The organism is Staphylococcus sp. NRL 16/872, from assembly GCF_022815905.2.
Lineage (GTDB): Bacteria > Bacillota > Bacilli > Staphylococcales > Staphylococcaceae > Staphylococcus.
This window is the reverse complement of the sequence record NZ_CP119327.1, coordinates 2,439,351-2,458,797: the sequence shown is the minus strand read 5'-3', so window position 1 is coordinate 2,458,797 and position 19,447 is coordinate 2,439,351. Positions and strand designations below refer to the sequence as shown.

The 19,447-nt window shown below is 34.7% G+C and carries 15 protein-coding genes; 6 read left to right on the top strand and 9 right to left on the bottom strand.

What is annotated here, in order from left to right; genetic code table 11:
• Positions 1 to 8: 8 nt before the first annotated feature.
• From MT340_RS12145 to uidA, 5 genes are read left to right on the top strand one after another with little or no spacing between them, the layout of a single operon-like run.
• Positions 9 to 1,412, top strand: coding sequence for a glycoside-pentoside-hexuronide (GPH):cation symporter (locus tag MT340_RS12145; RefSeq protein WP_243590163.1), 1,404 nt, complete (start codon positions 9 to 11; stop codon positions 1,410 to 1,412).
• 15 nt (positions 1,413 to 1,427) lie between these two features.
• Positions 1,428 to 2,831 carry a glucuronate isomerase gene (uxaC, locus tag MT340_RS12140; protein WP_243590162.1) on the top strand — a complete coding sequence of 468 codons (1,404 nt, stop codon included), beginning with the start codon at positions 1,428 to 1,430 and terminating at the stop codon, positions 2,829 to 2,831.
• A 12-nt stretch (positions 2,832 to 2,843) separates the two neighbouring features.
• Positions 2,844 to 3,890: a mannonate dehydratase gene (gene uxuA, locus MT340_RS12135; protein ID WP_243590161.1), complete on the top strand. Its 1,047-nt coding sequence runs from the start codon at positions 2,844 to 2,846 to the stop codon at positions 3,888 to 3,890.
• Between the two features lie 18 nt (positions 3,891 to 3,908).
• Positions 3,909 to 4,751: an SDR family oxidoreductase gene (locus MT340_RS12130; RefSeq protein ID WP_243590160.1), complete on the top strand. Its 843-nt coding sequence runs from the start codon at positions 3,909 to 3,911 to the stop codon at positions 4,749 to 4,751.
• Between the two features lie 17 nt (positions 4,752 to 4,768).
• Positions 4,769 to 6,574: a beta-glucuronidase gene (gene uidA, locus MT340_RS12125; protein WP_243590159.1), complete on the top strand. Its 1,806-nt coding sequence runs from the start codon at positions 4,769 to 4,771 to the stop codon at positions 6,572 to 6,574.
• A gap of 83 nt (positions 6,575 to 6,657) precedes the next feature.
• Here uidA and MT340_RS12120 read toward each other — a convergent pair whose 3' ends face one another.
• From MT340_RS12120 to hdcA, 4 genes are all read right to left on the bottom strand, one after another.
• Positions 6,658 to 7,044, bottom strand: coding sequence for a VOC family protein (locus MT340_RS12120; protein WP_243590158.1), 387 nt, complete (start codon positions 7,042 to 7,044; stop codon positions 6,658 to 6,660).
• Between the two features lie 33 nt (positions 7,045 to 7,077).
• A complete protein-coding gene (locus tag MT340_RS12115) occupies positions 7,078 to 7,551 on the bottom strand; it encodes a DinB family protein (protein WP_243603903.1) in 474 nt (157 codons plus the stop codon).
• A gap of 209 nt (positions 7,552 to 7,760) precedes the next feature.
• Positions 7,761 to 9,242: a basic amino acid/polyamine antiporter gene (locus tag MT340_RS12110; protein ID WP_279390864.1), complete on the bottom strand. Its 1,482-nt coding sequence runs from the start codon at positions 9,240 to 9,242 to the stop codon at positions 7,761 to 7,763.
• 16 nt (positions 9,243 to 9,258) lie between these two features.
• Complete coding sequence (gene hdcA, locus MT340_RS12105; RefSeq protein ID WP_243590155.1) at positions 9,259 to 10,191, bottom strand: histidine decarboxylase, pyruvoyl type; 933 nt, start codon at positions 10,189 to 10,191, stop codon at positions 9,259 to 9,261.
• Between the two features lie 499 nt (positions 10,192 to 10,690).
• Here hdcA and MT340_RS12100 point away from each other — a divergent pair, with 499 nt between their 5' ends.
• Positions 10,691 to 11,470 (top strand): inositol monophosphatase family protein, encoded by a 780-nt coding sequence (locus MT340_RS12100; RefSeq protein ID WP_243590154.1) that lies wholly within the window; start codon positions 10,691 to 10,693, stop codon positions 11,468 to 11,470.
• A gap of 133 nt (positions 11,471 to 11,603) precedes the next feature.
• Here the strand turns inward: MT340_RS12100 and MT340_RS12095 are convergent, their stop codons facing one another.
• From MT340_RS12095 to MT340_RS12075, 5 genes are all read right to left on the bottom strand, one after another.
• Positions 11,604 to 12,347, bottom strand: coding sequence for a cyclase family protein (locus tag MT340_RS12095; RefSeq protein ID WP_243603902.1), 744 nt, complete (start codon positions 12,345 to 12,347; stop codon positions 11,604 to 11,606).
• 150 nt (positions 12,348 to 12,497) lie between these two features.
• Positions 12,498 to 14,747, bottom strand: coding sequence for a 5-methyltetrahydropteroyltriglutamate--homocysteine S-methyltransferase (gene metE / locus MT340_RS12090; protein WP_243590152.1), 2,250 nt, complete (start codon positions 14,745 to 14,747; stop codon positions 12,498 to 12,500).
• Positions 14,744 to 16,582 (bottom strand): bifunctional homocysteine S-methyltransferase/methylenetetrahydrofolate reductase, encoded by a 1,839-nt coding sequence (locus MT340_RS12085; protein ID WP_243590151.1) that lies wholly within the window; start codon positions 16,580 to 16,582, stop codon positions 14,744 to 14,746. The genes metE and MT340_RS12085 overlap by 4 nt, the downstream gene beginning before the upstream one ends.
• Complete coding sequence (metC, locus tag MT340_RS12080) at positions 16,536 to 17,711, bottom strand: cystathionine beta-lyase MetC (protein WP_243603901.1); 1,176 nt, start codon at positions 17,709 to 17,711, stop codon at positions 16,536 to 16,538. Before metC ends, MT340_RS12085 begins: the two co-directional genes overlap by 47 nt.
• The gene (locus tag MT340_RS12075; RefSeq protein ID WP_243603900.1) at positions 17,708 to 18,811 is read right to left on the bottom strand and encodes a PLP-dependent transferase; all 1,104 of its coding nucleotides are present in this window, start codon (positions 18,809 to 18,811) and stop codon (positions 17,708 to 17,710) included. Before MT340_RS12075 ends, metC begins: the two co-directional genes overlap by 4 nt.
• Between the last annotated feature and the right edge of the window lie 636 nt (positions 18,812 to 19,447).

Sequence of the window (19,447 nt, the reverse complement as noted above, 5' to 3'; positions counted from 1 at the left end):
GCAGTATTATGGGAGATGCAGTTGAAAAAAGAGAAAAACATAAACTAAAAAGTTTTAGCAATATTCAGGAATCAACATTAAGTTTTAAAGAAAAGTTATCTTATGGTTTTGGGGATTTAGGTAACGGCATGATGTTCGATATGGGACAAATATACTTAATGATGTTTTTTACGGATATTTTAGGGATTTCAGCTTTTTACGGAGGACTCGTATTTTTAGTCGCAAAAATTTTTGATGCATTTGTTGATACAGGCGTAGGAACAATCGTAGATTCAAGAACGAACATTGGACCTAAAGGTAAATTTAAACCGTTTATTTTATATGGTACCGTTCCGTTAGCATTGATGACAGTCTTATCATTTACCGCCCCCAACTTTAGTGATACAGGAAAGGTCATCTGGGCTTTCGCAACCTACTTATTATTTAACGCAGCTTATTCTGTAGTTAATATTCCATACGGTTCATTATCTGCTGCTATGACAATGAATGCTGATGATAGAACCCAATTATCTGTATTTAGAAACTTAGGTTCACAAAGTGCCTTATTTATCGCAGGAATTGTCGTTGTACCATTAGTATCTCAATTTGATAATCATGCAATAGGATATCCAGTCGTTGTGGGATTGTTAGCAGGCTTTGGTGTGATATTCCATTTGATTTGTTACAAAGGTGTTAAAGAACGTCACGTTATTGAACGTCCGAAAGAAAAAGGTGTTAACAAAAAAGCATTCTTCAACCTAGTGAAAAATGAAGCATTTGCAGTCTTAGCTATCTTTACATTATTAACGATAATGTCTATGTTCTTAGTTCAATCAACACAACTCTATTATTTCAAATACGTGTTAGATAAACCCAATCTAGTTGGATTAGTAAGTACATTGAACTTTATCGTCTTATTGCCAGCTTTATATGCAACAACTCTAATTAGTAAAAAGATGGGCAAAAAATACACAGCACTCATAGGAATTGGAGGATTTGTCATATTCGAAGTCTTAAATTTCTTATTCTTCGGAGAAAACTATGTCATGTTCTTAATTATGAACACAATAGCACAATTCTTCTTAGTAATTCCTAACACTGTTGTATGGGCATTCATTGCAGACGTTGTGGAATATGGACAATGGAAATTCAGATTACGTTCAGAAGGTATCACTTATTCAAGTTATAGCTTTACTCGGAAAGTCTCACAAGCACTTGCAGGATTTGTACCAGGGCTAGCATTAACATTTATCGGTTATCAGCCAAACGTAGATCAATCAGCGGGAACTATCTTTGGACTTAAAGTATTGTTCTTTGCAGTTCCAGCAGTGGCTTGTACCATTGCATTTATTATCTTCTTCATATGGTATCCACTAACAGATAAACGACATAAACAAATTGTTAAAGAACTTGCATTGAGAGAAGAAATTTAAAGGAGCGAATAATGTATGGCTTTTATTAATGAAAACTTTATGCTGAATAATGAAACAGGTAAACATTTATATCATGATTTCGCAAAAAATATGCCGATTTATGATTACCACTGCCATTTAGATCCTAAACAAATTAACGATAACGTAAGATGTGATGATATCACTGAGTTATGGCTTAGTGGAGACCATTATAAATGGCGTGCTATGCGTGCGCAAGGAATTGAAGAGCAATATATTACAGGAGACGTTGCACCCCTTGATAAATTTAAAAAATGGGCAGAAACATTAGAAAATTCAGTGGGCAATCCCTTATATCATTGGTCACAACTAGAATTGAAAATGTATTTTAATATTGACGATTTACTTACTAGTGACAATGCTGAAGAGATTTATCATCGTGCAAACGATTATTTAAAACAACATCACACAACAACACAATCATTGATTACAGATTCAAATGTAAATTTAATTTGTACAACAGATAACCCAACAGATGACTTAAAATATCATGATGAAATCAAAGCACAAGAAGGATTTAAAACGACCGTACTTCCTGCGTTTAGACCAGATGATGTATTTAAAGTCGGCGACCAAGCGTTTATAGATTTACTACGAAAATTAGAAGAACTTACTCATAAAATTACAACACCGGCGGACTTCGTAATGGCATTGTACAAACGTATTCAATATTTCCATGATAAAGGTGGCCGATTAGCCGATCATGGTTTAGAAGAAATTCACTTCGAAGATTATACAGATCAAGATATTCAAGACATTTTCAATAAAGCCTTAAACCAAACAGACGTTTCAACATATGAAAGATTTCAATTCCAAAGCTTTATGTTGAATGAATTAAGTAAGGCTTACCATGAACATGGTTGGGTAATGCAAATTCACTTTGGTGCTATTCGAAATAACAACACTAAAATGTTTGAAAAAGTAGGAAAAGATGCTGGTTTTGACTCAATTAGAGACCAAGATAATCTTGCATATCACTTAAATGCAACCTTGGATATGATGGAACAAGAAAATCACTTACCTAAAACTATCTTATATAATTTAAACCCTATTTATAATGATATCGTGGGTTCTACGATTGCGAATTTCCAAACTGAACCAGGCATTAAAAGTAAAGTACAACATGGTGCAGGTTGGTGGTTCAACGATACTAAGAGAGGCATGTTAAGACAAATGTCATCTTTAGCTGATCAAGGATTGCTTATGCATTTTGTTGGTATGTTAACGGATTCAAGAAGCTTTATCTCATATTCAAGACATGATTACTTTAGACGTATTTTATCTACATTCATTGGTGATTTAGTTGAAAAAGGTGAAATCCCTAATGACGATCAATTACTAAAACGTATGATTGAAAATATTTGCTATAACAACGCTTATAACTACTTTAAATTAATATAGGGGGACAAAATAATGAAAATGACATTTAGATGGTACGGCAAAGATGATCCAATTAGTTTGGAATACATTAAACAAATACCTGGGATGAAAGGTATTGTAAGTGCAATTTATGACGTGCCGGTTGGTGAAGTTTGGCCATTAGATAAAATTAAAGCATTAAAACAAGAAATTGAGGATGCAGGTATGGAACTCTCAGTGATTGAAAGCGTACCTGTACATGAAGATATTAAATTAGGCAAACCAACACGTGATAAATATATTGAAAACTATTGTGAAACACTACGTAATTTAGGACAAGCAGGCATTAAAATTGTGTGCTATAACTTTATGCCAGTATTCGATTGGACCCGTTCACAACTAGACTATCGATTAGATGATGGTTCTACTTGTTTAATCTATGATGAAAAAGATGTTGAAAAAATGAACCCATTAAGTGGTGAATTATCATTACCAGGATGGGATTCAAGCTATACGAAAGAAGATTTAACTCAATTATTTGAAGACTATAAAGAAGTAGATGAAGAAACATTATGGGAGAACTTAAATTACTTTATACAAAAAGTAATACCAGTCGCTGAAGAGGAAGATGTTCTGATGGCAATACATCCGGACGATCCACCATGGAATATCTTTGGGCTACCACGAATTATCACAAATAAAGAAAATTTAGAGCGCTTTATTAACTTATATGATTCTAAATACAATGGTTTAACAATGTGTTCTGGGTCACTGGGTGCAGATCGTAGAAATGACTTTGTCGATATGCTACGCCACTTTGGTGAGAAAGGTCGCGTAAACTTTGTACATGCTCGTAATGTTAAATTAATTGGTAATAAATCTTTCCAAGAATCTGCACATTTATCTGAAAAAGGCTCTATCGACATGTACGAAGTAATTAAAGCATTGCACAGCTTCGACTATCATGGTCCTATCAGACCTGACCATGGACGTATGATTTGGGGCGAAACTGGTAAACCAGGATATGGATTGTACGATCGTGCATTAGGTGCAACATATTTAAATGGTTTATATGAAGCGGTTAGTAAAAATAATAAATAAAAAAGGAGTAATGAATTTATGAAATTACCATTCGATATTGATTTAACGAATAAAGTCGTTGTCATTACAGGTGGAACAGGCGTCATTGGTAGTGCAATGTCTATTGCTTTAGCACAAAGTGGGGCTAAAGTTGCGATGGTGGGTCTTAGAGATGACGCGAGTGGTTTAGTTGAGACAATAAAAGAATTAGGTGGCGAATCTCGTGTATTTCTAGGTGATGTCACTAATAAAGAAGATATGAAAAGAATCAAACAAGAAGTAAATAATACTTTTGGCAGTGTTGATATTTTAATTAATGGTGCGGGTGGAAATGCCCCTAAAGGTACAACAGATGACGAGCACTTTGAGGGTGGTTTAGATCAAGATAAACAAACATTTTTCAACTTAGACGAAAAGAGTGTTGGTTTTGTCATGGACCTCAATTTTCTAGGCACATTTATTCCTTCTCAAGTCTTCGCAACAGACATGTTAGATAAAGAAGAAGCAACGATTATCAATATCTCATCAATGAATGCATTTACACCACTCACAAAAATACCTGCCTATAGTGGTGCAAAAGCAGCAATTAGTAATTTCACACAATGGTTAAGTGTTTATTTCTCTAAAACTAATATTAGAGTGAATGCGATAGCGCCAGGATTTTTATTAACTAAGCAAAATGAAGCGCTGTTGTTAAATGAAGATGGTAGTTATACTGACCGCTCTAAAAAAATTATTAATGCTACACCAATGGAACGTTTTGGTAAACCTGAAGAATTAGTAGGTGCACTACTATTCCTAGTTAGCAAAGAGGCTTCAAGTTTTGTAAATGGCGTCGTATTACCAGTTGATGGTGGCTTTAACGCTTATTCAGGCGTGTAAATATAGGAGGGATAAAGTTGTTATATCCAATTAATACAGAAACAAGACAACTATTAGATTTGTCCGGAATATGGAAATTTAAATTAGTAGGGTATAAAGAAGACGTAGATGTAAGTAAAGCGTTAGATACAGATGATGTTATGGCTGTACCTGGTTCTTATAATGATCAAGGTGTCATTCAAAGTATTCGACAACATGTTGGTGACGTCTACTATGAACGAGATATTATGATTCCCAAACATCTTAATGGTGAAAGAATTGTATTAAGATTCGGTTCAGTTACTCATCATGCTACGGTTTACTTAGATGGTCAGGAAATCATGACACATTTAGGTGGTTTTCTTCCATTCGAAGTTAATATCACGGAGATCGCTACAATTGGCAGTCATCGATTAACGGTTAAGGTTAACAATGTACTGACACATAGTACATTGCCAGTAGGTAATTATAGTGAAGAAGTTGATGAAAACGGAACTGTTACACCAATCAATGAGCCAAACTTTGATTTCTTTAATTATGCTGGCATTCACCGTCCAGTGAAAATATACACAACACCACATAGTTATATTCAAGATATTATTATTAATCCAGAAGTGAAGCAGAGTGGAGAAAGTGTAGTCAATTATAAAGTGGATGTACATGAGGATAGATCAGATATTAATCAAGTTAGAGTAACAATTATAGATGAAGAGGGACAAGTTGTTACTAACAGCGATGAAGCTGAAGGGACAATGTCAATTGATAATCCTCATTTATGGCAACCACTTAATGCGTATCTTTATCAGATGAAAGTTGAATTATTGAACAATGACGAGATGATTGATGTGTATACAGAACGATTTGGTATCCGTTCTGTAGAAGTGAAAGAGGGACAGTTTCTTATCAATAATAAACCGTTTTATTTTAAAGGATTCGGTAAGCATGAAGATACATTTTATAATGGGCGTGGTTTAAATGAGACTGCCAATGTGATGGATATCAATTTGATGAAATGGATTGGCGCAAATTCTTTCAGAACGTCTCATTATCCATATTCTGAAGAGATGATGCGTCTCGCAGATGAACAAGGTATCGTTGTGATTGACGAAACAACCGCAGTCGGTGTACACCTTAACTTTATGGTCGCTTTAGGTGGCCAATTAGAACATGATACTTGGAAAGAAATTGATACACATCAAGCACATAAAGAAGTCATAGAAGGCTTGATTGAAAGGGATAAAAACTACGCTTGTGTAGTAATGTGGTCAATCGCTAATGAACCTGCTTCTAATGAAAAAGGTGCAAAAGCATATTTTAAACCATTAGTAGATTTAGCTAAAAACAAAGATCCACAGAAACGCCCAGTTACCATTGTCACAATTTTAATGGCTCAACCTGATGTATGTGAAGTACAAGATTTAGTTGACGTATTATGCTTAAATCGCTATTACGGTTGGTACACACAATCTGCAAATTTAGAGGCAGCAAAAAAAGCACTGGATAAAGAATTAGCACAGTGGTCTGAACGTCAACCCAATAAGCCAATTATGTTTACGGAATATGGTGCTGATACCGTCGCAGGTATGCATGCGATTGATGATCAAATGTTTACGGAAGAGTATCAATTGAATTATTATAAAGCGAATCATGAAATTGTCGATAAATACCCACAATTTATCGGTGAACAGACGTGGAATTTCGCAGATTTTGAAACATCAAATGGCATTATTCGTGTTCAAGGTAATAAAAAAGGTATCTTCACACGTGATCGTAAACCTAAAGCCATAGCACATTATTTTAAGGAACGTTGGCACAATATCCCTGATTTCAATTATAAATCATAGAAATAAGGTAAGAATGTCGTGTTTTTTCATTTAAAGAGCCCTCCTAAGATGAATACTAGCTTCATCCTGGAAGGGCTAATTTTTTATTGTTCTATCATTTGGATTAAATTGCCACATGTATCATCAAAAATGGCCATTTTAGCGTTACCCATTGTAGTCGATTCAACGGTGAATTTAACGTCTTTTTGACTTAGACGTTGGTATTCTTGTTGGACGTCTGTCACACCAAACATTGTAATAGGTATGTTGGCTTCAAATAAACGTTGTTGATAATCACTAGCAATCGGATTACCATTGGGTTCTAATACCAACTGGGTACCTTCTGGTTGATTAGGAGACACTAATGTAAGCCATCTAAAGCCTTCGCCTACAGGTTCGTCTATTTTCTTCTCAAATCCTAAGACGTCAGTATAAAATTGTAATGCTTCTTCTTGATTCTCCACAAAAATACTATTAGCAATAATTTCCATATTTACCACCTTTAGCTTTCATAATTTATAAAATTAATGATGACTTTGTTCTTTAAGGACGCGTGTCATTTCTTCAATTTTGCCTGCGTGTAGTGGCACATGAATGGCATTTAATACTAATAATTCATCAAGTGTTTTAAAACCAGCTACAGGTTGGTCTAATTCTTGTTGTAACTCTTCATCTGTTAATTGTTGAGCGCGTTCAGGAAGTGTTTTTAAATCTTTTTTAATGTCTTCAATTGAAGGCACGTCTTGACCTTCCCAATCGCTAGGACTAGAACCATAACCGAATAATTTGTGATATTTTTCAACATCTACTATATTTTGCTTACCTAATGCTAGGGCTTCTTCAAAAATAGTTAATACATGACCATATTGCCAGTGTAACGTATTTGGAAAAGCCTCATTCTCTTTTTCTAATACTTTTGCAACATCCCAACTGTCATACACAGATAATATATAATTCACACCAGTTTCAATAACGTCATAAATTGTTTTGTTAGTCATTTAAGTTTCCCTCCATATTTATAAAGAATGGACTATTGAAAGTTTACCCGTTAATAAAAACACTTATTCAATATGGAGATATAAGTATAAAATAAATAGTTTTGAAACTATAAACTCGTCGATACATAGAAAAACTCCCTATAAGTTAGTTTAAAAAATCTAACTTATAGGGAGCCATGTAAAGTGCAGTTAAGAAAATTGTTTCTTAATTACAATATAACTATAAAGACACCTACTATTGCTATCAATACAATACCAATTGCAAATCCTGCTTCAACTTTAGTAAATGTCTTTTCATTAGGATCGAACTGATGTCTTGCGTAAATATAAAATGGAATACCTATTGCATATATAATGAAAGAAATCACTGTATATTTAATACCAGCAGAAATACCCATATACAAAATTCCAATTAACGCTATGATACTAATAATAAGTGAATTTTTACGTTTATAGTGATGATGACCTGGCCAGTTATCTTCTTTATAAGCACTTTTTACTAAAAACAATATTGATAGTAAATAGGGAGGAACCGTCATAGTGCCTACTATCGTCAACATTGTATTAAATGCTTGTGTAGAAAAATGAGTTAAAATAATTATCAATTCCATTATTATGGATGATGTAATTAAAGAAACATAAGGAATATCATTTTTATTAGTTCTAGCAAATTGTTTTGGAAAATGTTTAGCTTTAGCTGCCGCATAAGGCATTTCTGATAACATTAAAGTCCAAGTTAGCCAAGATGCTAAAATAGCTACAATAACGCCTATAGCAATGATGACTCTACCAGTTGGTCCAATAATTAAACTAAGTAGAACTCCAGATGAAGGACTTTTCATAGCTGCTATTTCACCATAACTTTTTAGACCTAAAGGTAATAGGGAAGCTAAAGCATATAAAATCAAACAAATAATGAAACCTAAATGAGTTGCTGTTTTGACGTCTTCTTGAGATTTAGCTTTTTCTGACAAAACAACAGCACCTTCAACACCACCAAATACCCATAATGTAGTCATCATTGTTGCAGATATTTGATGTTGTAATGAGCCTAAATCTTTATCATTAAGATGGGGTATGGCGTGATTGGCAAACATATTTGTAGTAAAGTTACCCCAATTAAACGAAATTGCCATTACTACTAGAAATATTGCAGTTGTAATTAACATACCGATTGTTCCTGCTATCTCTACAGAAGATGCGGCTTTTACACCATTCAAAATTAATAAGCTCATTAACCACAAAATGATACTACCACCAATAATGGACCAAATATTATTTCCTCCGGTAAACTTGCCAGGGAAAAAGAAATCTAGTGTTGCCATTAGCAAAACTGAATAGGTTACATTTGCAAAACATTCACAAATCCAATAACCCCAGCTTGTAAAGAATCCTGCATAACCACCAAATCCTTTTTCTACATATTGATAAAGTCCAGTCTTATACTCAGGGTATATATCGGTTAAAATCATGAAGCTTTTTACAATGAACCACATAATGATGCCTGTAATTACCCATGAAAAAATTTGACCAATAGCTCCAGCATTAACAGCCATATTTTGGGGGAGGTCATATATACCTCCACCCACCATAGCGGATAATACGACTGCAGTTAATGCCATAACCCCTAATTTTTTAGAATTAGTATCTTTTTTTTTATTAGTTTTTATTTTTTTATTATCTTGTGACATGAGCTATCACTCCGAATCAATATTTAATTCCATTTTTAGTAAGAGATTCGTAGTTCATTTTCTCAAGCCATTCATTTAACTTCATATCTTGTAAACTATAAAAACTTTCTTCAGGTTTATTTATATCACCATTCGGAATAGCAGTAATAGGTAAAGTGAAATAAGGTCCCACTGTAATTGCATTACCAATTTCACCTGGTTCCATCATAGTATATGCAAAACCAATCCATGATGATTTATATCTTACGTGGTTATCTTCACCACATTCAGCTATAGAAATGGCAATAGCATGACGTTTCTCATTTAGATATTCTATTAATTTTTCTTCACTAGGTTCTTTCCATATTCCTGCATCTTCAACGAACATATCAGATCCGGTAGTATTGTCTTCCGCAAAAGAGATGGCTATTGCTGACCATACGCCGTATCCTTCATCTTCTTTTAAATCACGATTTTCATCAGGTCGTGAAGCTACTACACCTTTGTTAGCACAAATTGACATGGCACCAGGTGTTAAATGATGTCGTCTTTCTTGTTCCGTACCAAAGTATTCAACTAAAGCATCTTGAAGAGGTTTAGAATCGTATATAGGTAATTCACTGCCATCCCATTGCTTAACTGAGAATAGAGGCTTAGCATCATCAACTTCTGGATTACGTAAAATGTCGTAACCTAATGTAGAGCCTTGTAAACCAGTGAATGAAGAAGCTGTAATCATGTTAATTTGTCCCATATAAGCATTTTTGGCTTCTGCACGATCATATGACACTATATTATCTAATATATTGTCATCGGTTTTTTTACGTGTTCCAGCATCTACTTTTAACCCTGCTACATAACCTTCACCAATATTCCCGTCTTCCATAAAACCTTTGGAATATTTACTTCCTTTGTTCAAAGCAACTCGATTAATACCAACTTTGTTTAAAATTTTGTCTGCTTGTTTCATTTTAAACCCTTCTTTTTTTAAAATTGATATCGTTATTGGCTAGTTGTTAATTTACACTTAAAGAATAACACTTTATTTATATAGTTCAATTGAAAATATATATATAAATAATACTTTAATAATATTGTCACTTTATTATTAGAAATTTGTCATTATTTATTTAATTTAAAAATAAATAAATGGTATTTGAATTTTATGATTTTATAAATAAAAATGATTATATTAATCATGATAGTAATATTTAAAATGGTGAATTCTTATAAAGTGGAGAACCTTTATAACCTATCAATCAATTCAATAAGTAGGGAAAATTTCAAAGTATTTTAGAATATGGTTAAGATAAATCATATAGAATGTATATTATAAAAGGCTATATAGAGTTGAAGAGATAAATGGAAGTAGTTAGAGTAACTTGCGCCTTAAGAGGAAAGATATGATTTAATAATAAAAAAGCATAGTGTATGAAGAAATGAATAAGATAAAAAGTGAGTGATAAAGAATGTACGCAATTCAAGATATTGACTACCGTATTAAAGCATGGATATCACATATCGCCCAAAAAGTAGATATGATGCTTCAATATGTGGCGGTTGAAACAAAGAAAAACGAATTAGATTTAGTGACTAATATCGACAAAGAGGTTCAAGCTGATTTCACTAAGCTCATCAATGAATATTATCCAGACCATCAATTAATGGGGGAAGAAAAAAGTAATATTGAAGTCGATATGTATAGTGGTTATGCATGGACAATAGATCCAATTGATGGTACGACAAATCTTGTGAAACAAGGTAAAGATTATTGTTTGATCTTAAGTTTGTTTTATAATGGTGAGCCATTATTAGCGTATACTTATGAATTTTATCAACAAAAACTATATAAAGCAGTGAAAGGCGAAGGGGTTACAGTAAATGGTTTGCCACTTCAAGCTAAGAAGTATCAACACCTTAAAGATGCTTTAATTTCAATCGATCCAAAGCATACAACCTCTGATCTTTTAAAGGCGTTATTATCGAAGTCTCATGGTTTTCGCTTCATCGGGGCTGGAGGTATTGGCGCATTAAGAACAATTACAGGTGATTTTGGCGCTAGCATAGATGTTGGAGCAAATCTTTGGGACATGAGTGCACAATTACTGTATGCGAAAGAATTAGGATTAGTTGTAACAGATATAGAAGGAAAAGAAATTGATTTAAATCACGTAAAAGGGGCAATTATTGCACATCCTGCGATACACACAGAAATTGTAAAAATCATCAAACAGTACGGCATTAAATAGAAAATTGTATTGAAAACCCTGTCGCATAGCAACTCGAAATGCCTTATGCGACAGGAAAATTCAATAATGATAGGAAGGTTTTGACTTTGATCGCTCACTATCAAGCCTAAAAGTGTCATTTTTAAAAATTTAATTAAGGTTTTATTGCGAATGCGCGCACTGGGAATCCTGGTGCGTCTTTAGGTTTCGGGCTGATTGCATAAATAACTGCACCACGTGTAGGCAATTGGTCTAAATTTGTTAATAATTCTAATTGGAACGTATCTTGTCCGAGAATATAACGTTCTCCGACGATATCTCCATTTTTAGCTGTATCTACAGATGCATCTGTGTCGAATGTTTCATGGCCGATAGATTTCACGCCACGTTCTTCGATTAAGAATTTTAAGGCATCTAGACCCCAACCTGGTAAATGTTGGTTACCCTCAGCATCTTTATTTTCAAATTTTTCAATATCTGGCCAACGCTTAGACCAATCCGTACGTAAAGCTACAAATGTGCCTTCTTCAATTTTACCGTTATTCGCTTCCCATTGTTCTAAATGGTCTCTAGTTACGATGAAGTCAGCGTTTTCTGTTGCTTCTTTTGAAAAGTCTAAGACAATAAGAGGCAAGACTAATTCTTTTAAATCTAATTCTTCTAGATAGCGTTTATTCTCTACAAAGTGAATTGGCGCATCAATGTGTGTGCCGTATTGTGTCACGATATTCCAACGTTGTACATAAAATCCATGATCTTTGACGTTGAATAGCGTGGACACTTCTCCCTTTTCAAATTCACTAAAACGAGGGATTTCTGGATCGAAGGTATGTGTTAAATCGACCCATTCACTTTCTTTTAAAGTATTGAGTTGATCCCATAATGGATAGTTTGTCATGTGTAACACCTCCAATAACAGTAGTTCATAAATGTCGTTTGGCAGCGGCTGACTGAATTGAAACGGCGCTTTGAGAAAGCTTGCTTCAATTTCAGTCACCTGTGCCGGGCCAGTGCTACGAAATTACAAGTAATTTCTGTATTTCTCGACTTATGCAGGTTTGTTTTGGTTATTTTCTTTACGTTTTTTGCGTACTGTATTTACTAAGACTGTTAATGCATCTTTGACTTCGTCTTCTTTACGTGTTTTTAAACCACAGTCTGGGTTAACCCAGAATAATGAACGATCAATTTGTTGTAAAGAACGGTCAATTGCAGTCGCAATTTCTTTTTCAGTAGGAATACGTGGGCTGTGAATGTCATAAACACCTAAACCAATTCCTAAATCATAGTTAATATCTTCAAAGTCTTTGATTAAATCACCATGGCTACGAGATGTTTCAATAGAGATCACATCTGCATCTAAATCATGGATGGCATGGATGATTTGACCAAATTGAGAATAACACATATGCGTATGAATTTGAGTTTCATCTTGGACAGAAGATGTTGCAAGTTTAAATGAATTCACTGCATCTGCAAGATATTGTTCATGGTATTCAGAACGTAATGGTAAACCTTCACGTAATGCTGGTTCATCTACCTGAATTACTTTAATACCCGCTTCTTCTAATGCTAATACTTCTTCATCAATGGCTAGAGCGATTTGATCTTGAACGACCTTACGAGGAATGTCTACACGTTCGAATGACCAGTTTAAGATAGTGACAGGACCAGTAAGCATACCTTTTACAGGTTTAGTAGTTAAACATTGAGCATAGACTGTTTCTTTTACTGTTAATGGTTCAGTCCATTTAACATCACCATAAATCACTGGTGGTTTTACAGCACGTGAACCATACGATTGAACCCATCCGAATTTAGTTACTAAGAAACCTTGAAGTTTTTCGCCAAAGAATTCAACCATGTCATTACGCTCGAATTCTCCATGGACGAGGACATCTAAACCAATGTCTTCTTGAATTTTAATCCAACGCGCGATTTCACTTTCTAGGAAATTGTTATATTCTTCATCTGAAATACGTTTGTTTTTCCAGTCAGCACGGTATTTACGCACTTCTCTTGTTTGAGGGAATGAACCGATTGTTGTTGTTGGTAAATCTGGTAAATTTAAACGTGCATCTTGTACTTTTTTACGTTCAGGGAATGGTGATTTACGGCTTGTTGGGACGCTATCAAAGTCGTATTCTAAGTTTTTAAATGATTGGCTTTGGAAACGTTCATAACGTGCTTTTAATTTATCGTATTTTTTGCTGTCTTTGTTATTGAATAAACGACGAAGTGCGTCTAATTCGTCTAACTTTTCAGTAGAGAAACTTAAACCTTCTTCGATAGATTCATCTAATGTTTCATCATCTAATGATACAGGCACATGTAATAATGAAGATGATGGTTGAATAACGATATTTTTAGCAAAGTTTTGTAATTTCTCGATTAGTTCTTTCTTAGCTTCAATATCAGCTGCCCATACATTACGGCCATCAATAATGCCGGCGTATAATGTTTTAGATTTATCAAAGTCGCCAGCTTCAATTTGTTTTAAGTTATAGCCGTTGTCATGTACAAAGTCTAAACCTAAGCCACCAACCGGTAATGAACTTAAGAATTTAACATTGACACGTTCAAAGTAAGTTTGGATAACTAATTTGTCAGCTAATCCTGCTTTAGCAAAATAGTCATATGCTTCTTTTGTAATATCTTCATAACTTGCACTTTCGTCTGTTACTAAAATAGGTTCATCAACTTGGATATAGTTAGCGCCAGCATCTACAAGTGATTGAAAGACTTCTTTATATAATGGAAGTAAAGTTTGTACTTTTTCTTTGAATGATTGTTTACCTCCTTTAGATAATTTCACAAAAGTGATAGGACCTACGATGACAGGATGAGCGTTCACATTGATTGATTTCGCATAGTTAAAACGATCTAATAAGACGTTGCGATTTACTTTAGGTTTAACGTTGTTCCATTCTGGCACAATATAGTGATAGTTCGTATTGAACCATTTAATTAAAGCGCTCGCGACATGTTCTTTATTACCACGTGCAATATCAAAGAGTAAATCATCATTGACTTCGCGTCCTTGGAAACGTTCAGGAATGATGTTGAATAATAATGATGTATCAAGAATGTGGTCATATAATGAGAAATCACCCACTGGTACACTATCTAAATTATAATTTTTTTGGAGTAATAAATTTTCTCGATGTAAGTCAGTTAACGCTTGATCTAATTCTGCTTTATCAATTTTTTTAGCCCAGTAGCTTTCAATTGCTTTTTTCCATTCTCTTTTTCTACCTAGTCTTGGGAATCCTAAATTTGAAGTTTTAATTGTTGTCATGATATTGCCTCCTTGTTTTGGGTAATTGCTTTAGAATACGCTGCAAGTTCTAATGAATAATCAATGCGTTGGAAAGGTGTAATAATGTATAAACCATTAAAGTACTCATGAACGGTATCGATTAATTCTTTAGAAAGTCTCAAACTTAGCGCTTTTGTTTTTTCTTTATCATCTTTAACTGCTTTAAATTGGTTTAATATATCTTCCGACATCTTAATACCTGGCACTTCGTTATGTAGAAAAAGTGCGTTATTATAGCTCACGATTGGCATGATACCTATAAATAGTGGGGTATTGAGGTATTTTGTTGCCTCATATACTTCTTTAATTTTCTCCTTACTATAAACAGGTTGTGTGATGAAATAACTCATGCCTGCTGCTACCTTTTTCTCTAGGCGTTTAACTGCGCCGTCTAGTTTACGAACGTTAGGGTCAAATGCGCCAGCGATGTTGAAGTTTGTATGTTTCTTCAGCGCATCACCGTCTGTATTGATACCTTGGTTAAATCGTAAAGCTAATTCTGTTAAGCCTTTGGAGTTGACGTCATAAACATTTGACGCTCCTGGCAGATGGCCCACTTTTGAAGGGTCGCCAGTAATGGCAAGAATTTCATTAACACCTATGAGTGATAAACCAAGTAAATGAGATTGTAAGCCAATTAAATTTCGATCACGACAGGTGATATGAACGAGTGGCTCAATATCATAGCGTTGTCGGATAATACTTGCTGCTGCAATGTTGCTGATACGAACTGTAGCAAGAGAGTTATCGGCAAGTGTAACAGCATCAATATTAGCTTCATCGAGCTTACGAATATTCTCGAAGAATAAGTCAGTATCAAGATGCTTTGGTGTATCGAGTTCAACGATCACTGTTGGACCATTCTTAACTTTTGTAGTCAAATTATGCTTATAAGTGTGCGTAGCAGCATGATTTGTTTTGCGATTGATTGGTATTACTTTTTTAGTAGTAATTGGCTTCAAGTCTTTAACTGAAGCCTTGATATAGGCGATATGTTTAGGAGTGGTACCGCAACAACCTCCTATAATTCTGACCCCTTCGTTAATGAGCTCTTGTGCTACGTCTCCGAAATATTGTGCGTTATCACTATATTTAAATTCACTATTCTCTATATCAAGTAGACTTGCATTGGGATAACATGAGAGATACGCATGTTTAGGCAATTCGATATGAGAAAATGAGCGTTGCATATGATGAGGTCCATGGTGACAATTGAGGCCGACTATATCGGCGCCACATTCTACTAATTGTTTTAACGCTTCATTAATTTCTGTACCGTCGACTAAATAATTCGTATTTGAAGCGGTAAGTTGAGCAATAATCGGAATATCATATTTGCGACGTGTACTAGTAACAATATTGGTTAACTCTTCTAAATCGTAATAGGTTTCGAAGAGTAAGCCGTCCACACCTTCTTCTACAAGGGTGTCGATTTGATTTTCTGCATGATACTGTATGGTAGATAATGGTAATTCTTCTTGTTTTAATCCTCTGAAACCACCAACTGTACCTAATATGAAAGTAGTGGGGTTAGCTGCACGTTTTGCGATTTGTACAGCCGCTTTATGAATATCTTTCACTTTGTGTTCTAAGCCAAAGGTTTTTAACTTTTCAAAATTAGCGCCATAAGTATTGGTTTGTATAATGTCAGCACCAGCTTCTATATAGGAGCGATGGATGCGTTCAACTTTGTCAGGATGCGTAAGGTTGTAAGCTTCAGGACAAGTGTCGAGCCCCTCTGAGTAGAGGATGGTTCCCATTGCGCCATCAGCTACTAAAACGTTGTTCTGTAATTGGTTTAATAAGCGACTCATTGAAAGCCTCCTTTAATGCGTAGTTGATGTCTGCAATTAATTCTTGAGGTTGTTCTAGACCTACACTTAATCGGAATAAGCCGAATGTAATACCGCGTTCATTTCGAACTTGTTCAGGAACGGCAGCGTGTGACATTGTAGCAGGGTGCGAAAGAATCGTTTCTACACCGCCTAAACTTACTGAAACTAAAGGTAAAGTAAGTGCATCTACGAAAGCTTGTGCCTTTGTTTCATCTTTTAACCTGAAACCGATAACGGCGCCACCACTCTTAGCTTGAGATAAGTGGAGTGAGCTATTTCCGGGATAATATACTTCGGCAATTTCTTCTCTATTGCTTAAAAACTCAACAAGTTGTTTCGCATTTGATGTTGATTGTTTAAAACGTACGGGCAAAGTTTTTAAGTGTTTAGCTAAAGTCCAACTATCGTGAGCGGAAAGGGCAGTGCCTGTACCGTTTTGAAGTAAATAAAGTGCATCTGCCACATCTTTACGATTTGTAATCGCAGCGCCAGCTATAATATCGCTATGTCCACCTAAAAACTTAGTAGCTGAATGAACGACGATGTCGGCGCCTAAAGCAAGTGGTGACTGGCCTAAAGGCGTCATAAAAGTATTATCAACAGCGAGTAGTAAATCATGTTGGCGTGCGATGTTAGCAACTGCTTTAATATCGGTAATTTTAAAACATGGGTTTGAAGGTGTTTCTACATAAATTAATTTAGTGTTTTCTTGAATAGCGTGTTCAATTTCAATAGGGTTAGTAGCATTAACTGTAGTAAATCGAATATTAAAACGATTAAGGATTTGTTCAGTTAATCTAAACGTACCCCCATAAACATCATCTGGAAGAATGACATGATCTTCGGCTTTTAACGTAAGTAGTACTGCTGAAATTGCAGCTATACCTGACGCGAAAGCGAAGGCGTATTTGCCACCTTCAAGTTTGGCTAATTTTTCCTCGAGTAATTGACGATTAGGATTACCACTTCTTGCGTAATCGAATTTAGCGTTACCCCCTAGGATGCTTTGATGGAAAGTAGAAGAATCGTATAATGGTGGATTTGCTGAAAGATAATCTACACCTCTATGTTCATCAAAAATAACTTCCGTTTCTTTGGATAAAGTCATGAAATCACTCCTACTTTAGAATTCTCCAGTGCTTGGATAATATCAGCTTCAATATCGTTATAATCCTCAATACCTATAGATAGTCTGATTAAGTGTTCATCGATACCACGTTTATCTTTTTCTTCATCTGGCATATCAACGTGCGTTTGAGTGTAAGGGAAGGTAATAAATGTTTCAGTTCCGCCTAAGCTTTCTGCAAAAATACAAATTTCTAAATTTTCCAAAAATTTAGCGACGCTATAAGCCTTATTAAGACATAAACTCAGCATCCCTGTTTTACCACTGTAAAGAACTTCGTCAATGGAATCTGAGATTTGACACCTTTCGGCTAATTTCTTTGCATTTTCTTGAGAACGATCGATTCTTAAATGTAATGTCTTCAAACCACGTTGTAACAAATAACTATCAAGTGGTGATAATGTTGCGCCAATCATGTTGTGGAATTGGCCAAGTTGTTCAGCTAAAGTTTCGTCTTTCACAGTGACGACACCAGCTAATACATCATTGTGACCTCCAATATATTTTGTTGCGGAATGAAGCACGATATCTGCGCCTTCTACTAATGGCGTTGATAGATAAGGTGTTAAAAATGTGTTGTCGATAATGGTTAATAAATTATGTTTTTTACTAAGTACGTAATATGGCTCAACGTCAATTTCAATCATTTGCGGATTTGAAATAGGTTCGATGAAAAGTGCTTTAGTATTAGGTGTAATTTGCTCTGTGACTTCTTCATAATTTAGAAAATCTACATAAATGAATTTAATGCCGTATTGCTTTTCATAAAAATCAAATAATCTAAATGTGCCACCGTATAAATCAAATGCCACTAAAATTTCATCACCTGGTTTAAATAGGTTACAAACTAATTGAATAGCAGCCATGCCACTTGATGTGGCAAATGATGCAATGCCACCTTCTAAGTTGGCGAAAGATTCTTCAAATGCTGATCGTGTAGGGTTCTTCGTTCTTGTATAATCGTATCCTGTTGATTCTCCCAGGTGAGGATGTTGATATGCAGTAGACAAATATATTGGATTAGCAATCGAACCTGTTGTGTCTTTAGTTAAGGATATTTGTGCTAATTGAGTATCTTTCATGTCCATCCCTCCTAATCTTTTCTCAATAAAAAAAGCTTCCGTCCTTTAAACCCGATATGTATCGGATGTAAAGGACGAAAGCTTGTTTCGCGGTACCACCTTTGTTTATTACTTTATTGCTAAAGTAACCTCGAACAGTACGCTAAATTTGAATTAACGAGCACTGAAAAAGGGAACCACTTCATTATCATTATTCACGGTTATTTTATTAATGATTTCTAATAAAAAACTCATTTAACTTAAATAAGTAAATGAGTATTAACGATAATTTAGCGACGTCTAATATTCCAGTACGCCATTAAACAAAAATGTTAATACTGTATCGCTGTAACGGGCGAACCCGTTGATACCTCATATTGGCATCAACACTCAAAGGCCATTTTCAAACTTTCTTTCTATGCCTCTTCTCAGCTTACGAGACTCTCTGTATCAGCAGTGTAAGTTTTACTTTCCTTATTGCCGTGTGTAATTTGTGTTTTTTTAAGTTAATTCATAGCTTACAGACCCAAATTACATTTGTCAATAACTTTTCTGAAAATTTTGATTAAACAGTCATTTCGGAAAGCGTTTAATACACTGATATGATTGAGTTAAAGCTGTTAAAAAATTTTATAACTATTTACTGAATTAATTTAT

Coding starts and splice junctions, on each gene's coding strand:
- MT340_RS12120 (WP_243590158.1), bottom strand. CDS start 7,044: ATGGAAATTATTGCTAATAGTATTTTTGTGGAGAATCAAGAAGAAGCA.
- MT340_RS12130 (WP_243590160.1), top strand. CDS start 3,909: ATGAAATTACCATTCGATATTGATTTAACGAATAAAGTCGTTGTCATT.
- MT340_RS12085 (WP_243590151.1), bottom strand. CDS start 16,582: ATGAGTCGCTTATTAAACCAATTACAGAACAACGTTTTAGTAGCTGAT.
- uxuA (WP_243590161.1), top strand. CDS start 2,844: ATGAAAATGACATTTAGATGGTACGGCAAAGATGATCCAATTAGTTTG.
- MT340_RS12110 (WP_279390864.1), bottom strand. CDS start 9,242: ATGTCACAAGATAATAAAAAAATAAAAACTAATAAAAAAAAAGATACT.
- MT340_RS12095 (WP_243603902.1), bottom strand. CDS start 12,347: ATGACAAACTATCCATTATGGGATCAACTCAATACTTTAAAAGAAAGT.
- uxaC (WP_243590162.1), top strand. CDS start 1,428: ATGGCTTTTATTAATGAAAACTTTATGCTGAATAATGAAACAGGTAAA.
- MT340_RS12100 (WP_243590154.1), top strand. CDS start 10,691: ATGTACGCAATTCAAGATATTGACTACCGTATTAAAGCATGGATATCA.
- MT340_RS12115 (WP_243603903.1), bottom strand. CDS start 7,551: ATGACTAACAAAACAATTTATGACGTTATTGAAACTGGTGTGAATTAT.
- MT340_RS12075 (WP_243603900.1), bottom strand. CDS start 18,811: ATGAAAGATACTCAATTAGCACAAATATCCTTAACTAAAGACACAACA.
- metC (WP_243603901.1), bottom strand. CDS start 17,711: ATGACTTTATCCAAAGAAACGGAAGTTATTTTTGATGAACATAGAGGT.
- MT340_RS12145 (WP_243590163.1), top strand. CDS start 9: ATGGGAGATGCAGTTGAAAAAAGAGAAAAACATAAACTAAAAAGTTTT.
- metE (WP_243590152.1), bottom strand. CDS start 14,747: ATGACAACAATTAAAACTTCAAATTTAGGATTCCCAAGACTAGGTAGA.
- hdcA (WP_243590155.1), bottom strand. CDS start 10,191: ATGAAACAAGCAGACAAAATTTTAAACAAAGTTGGTATTAATCGAGTT.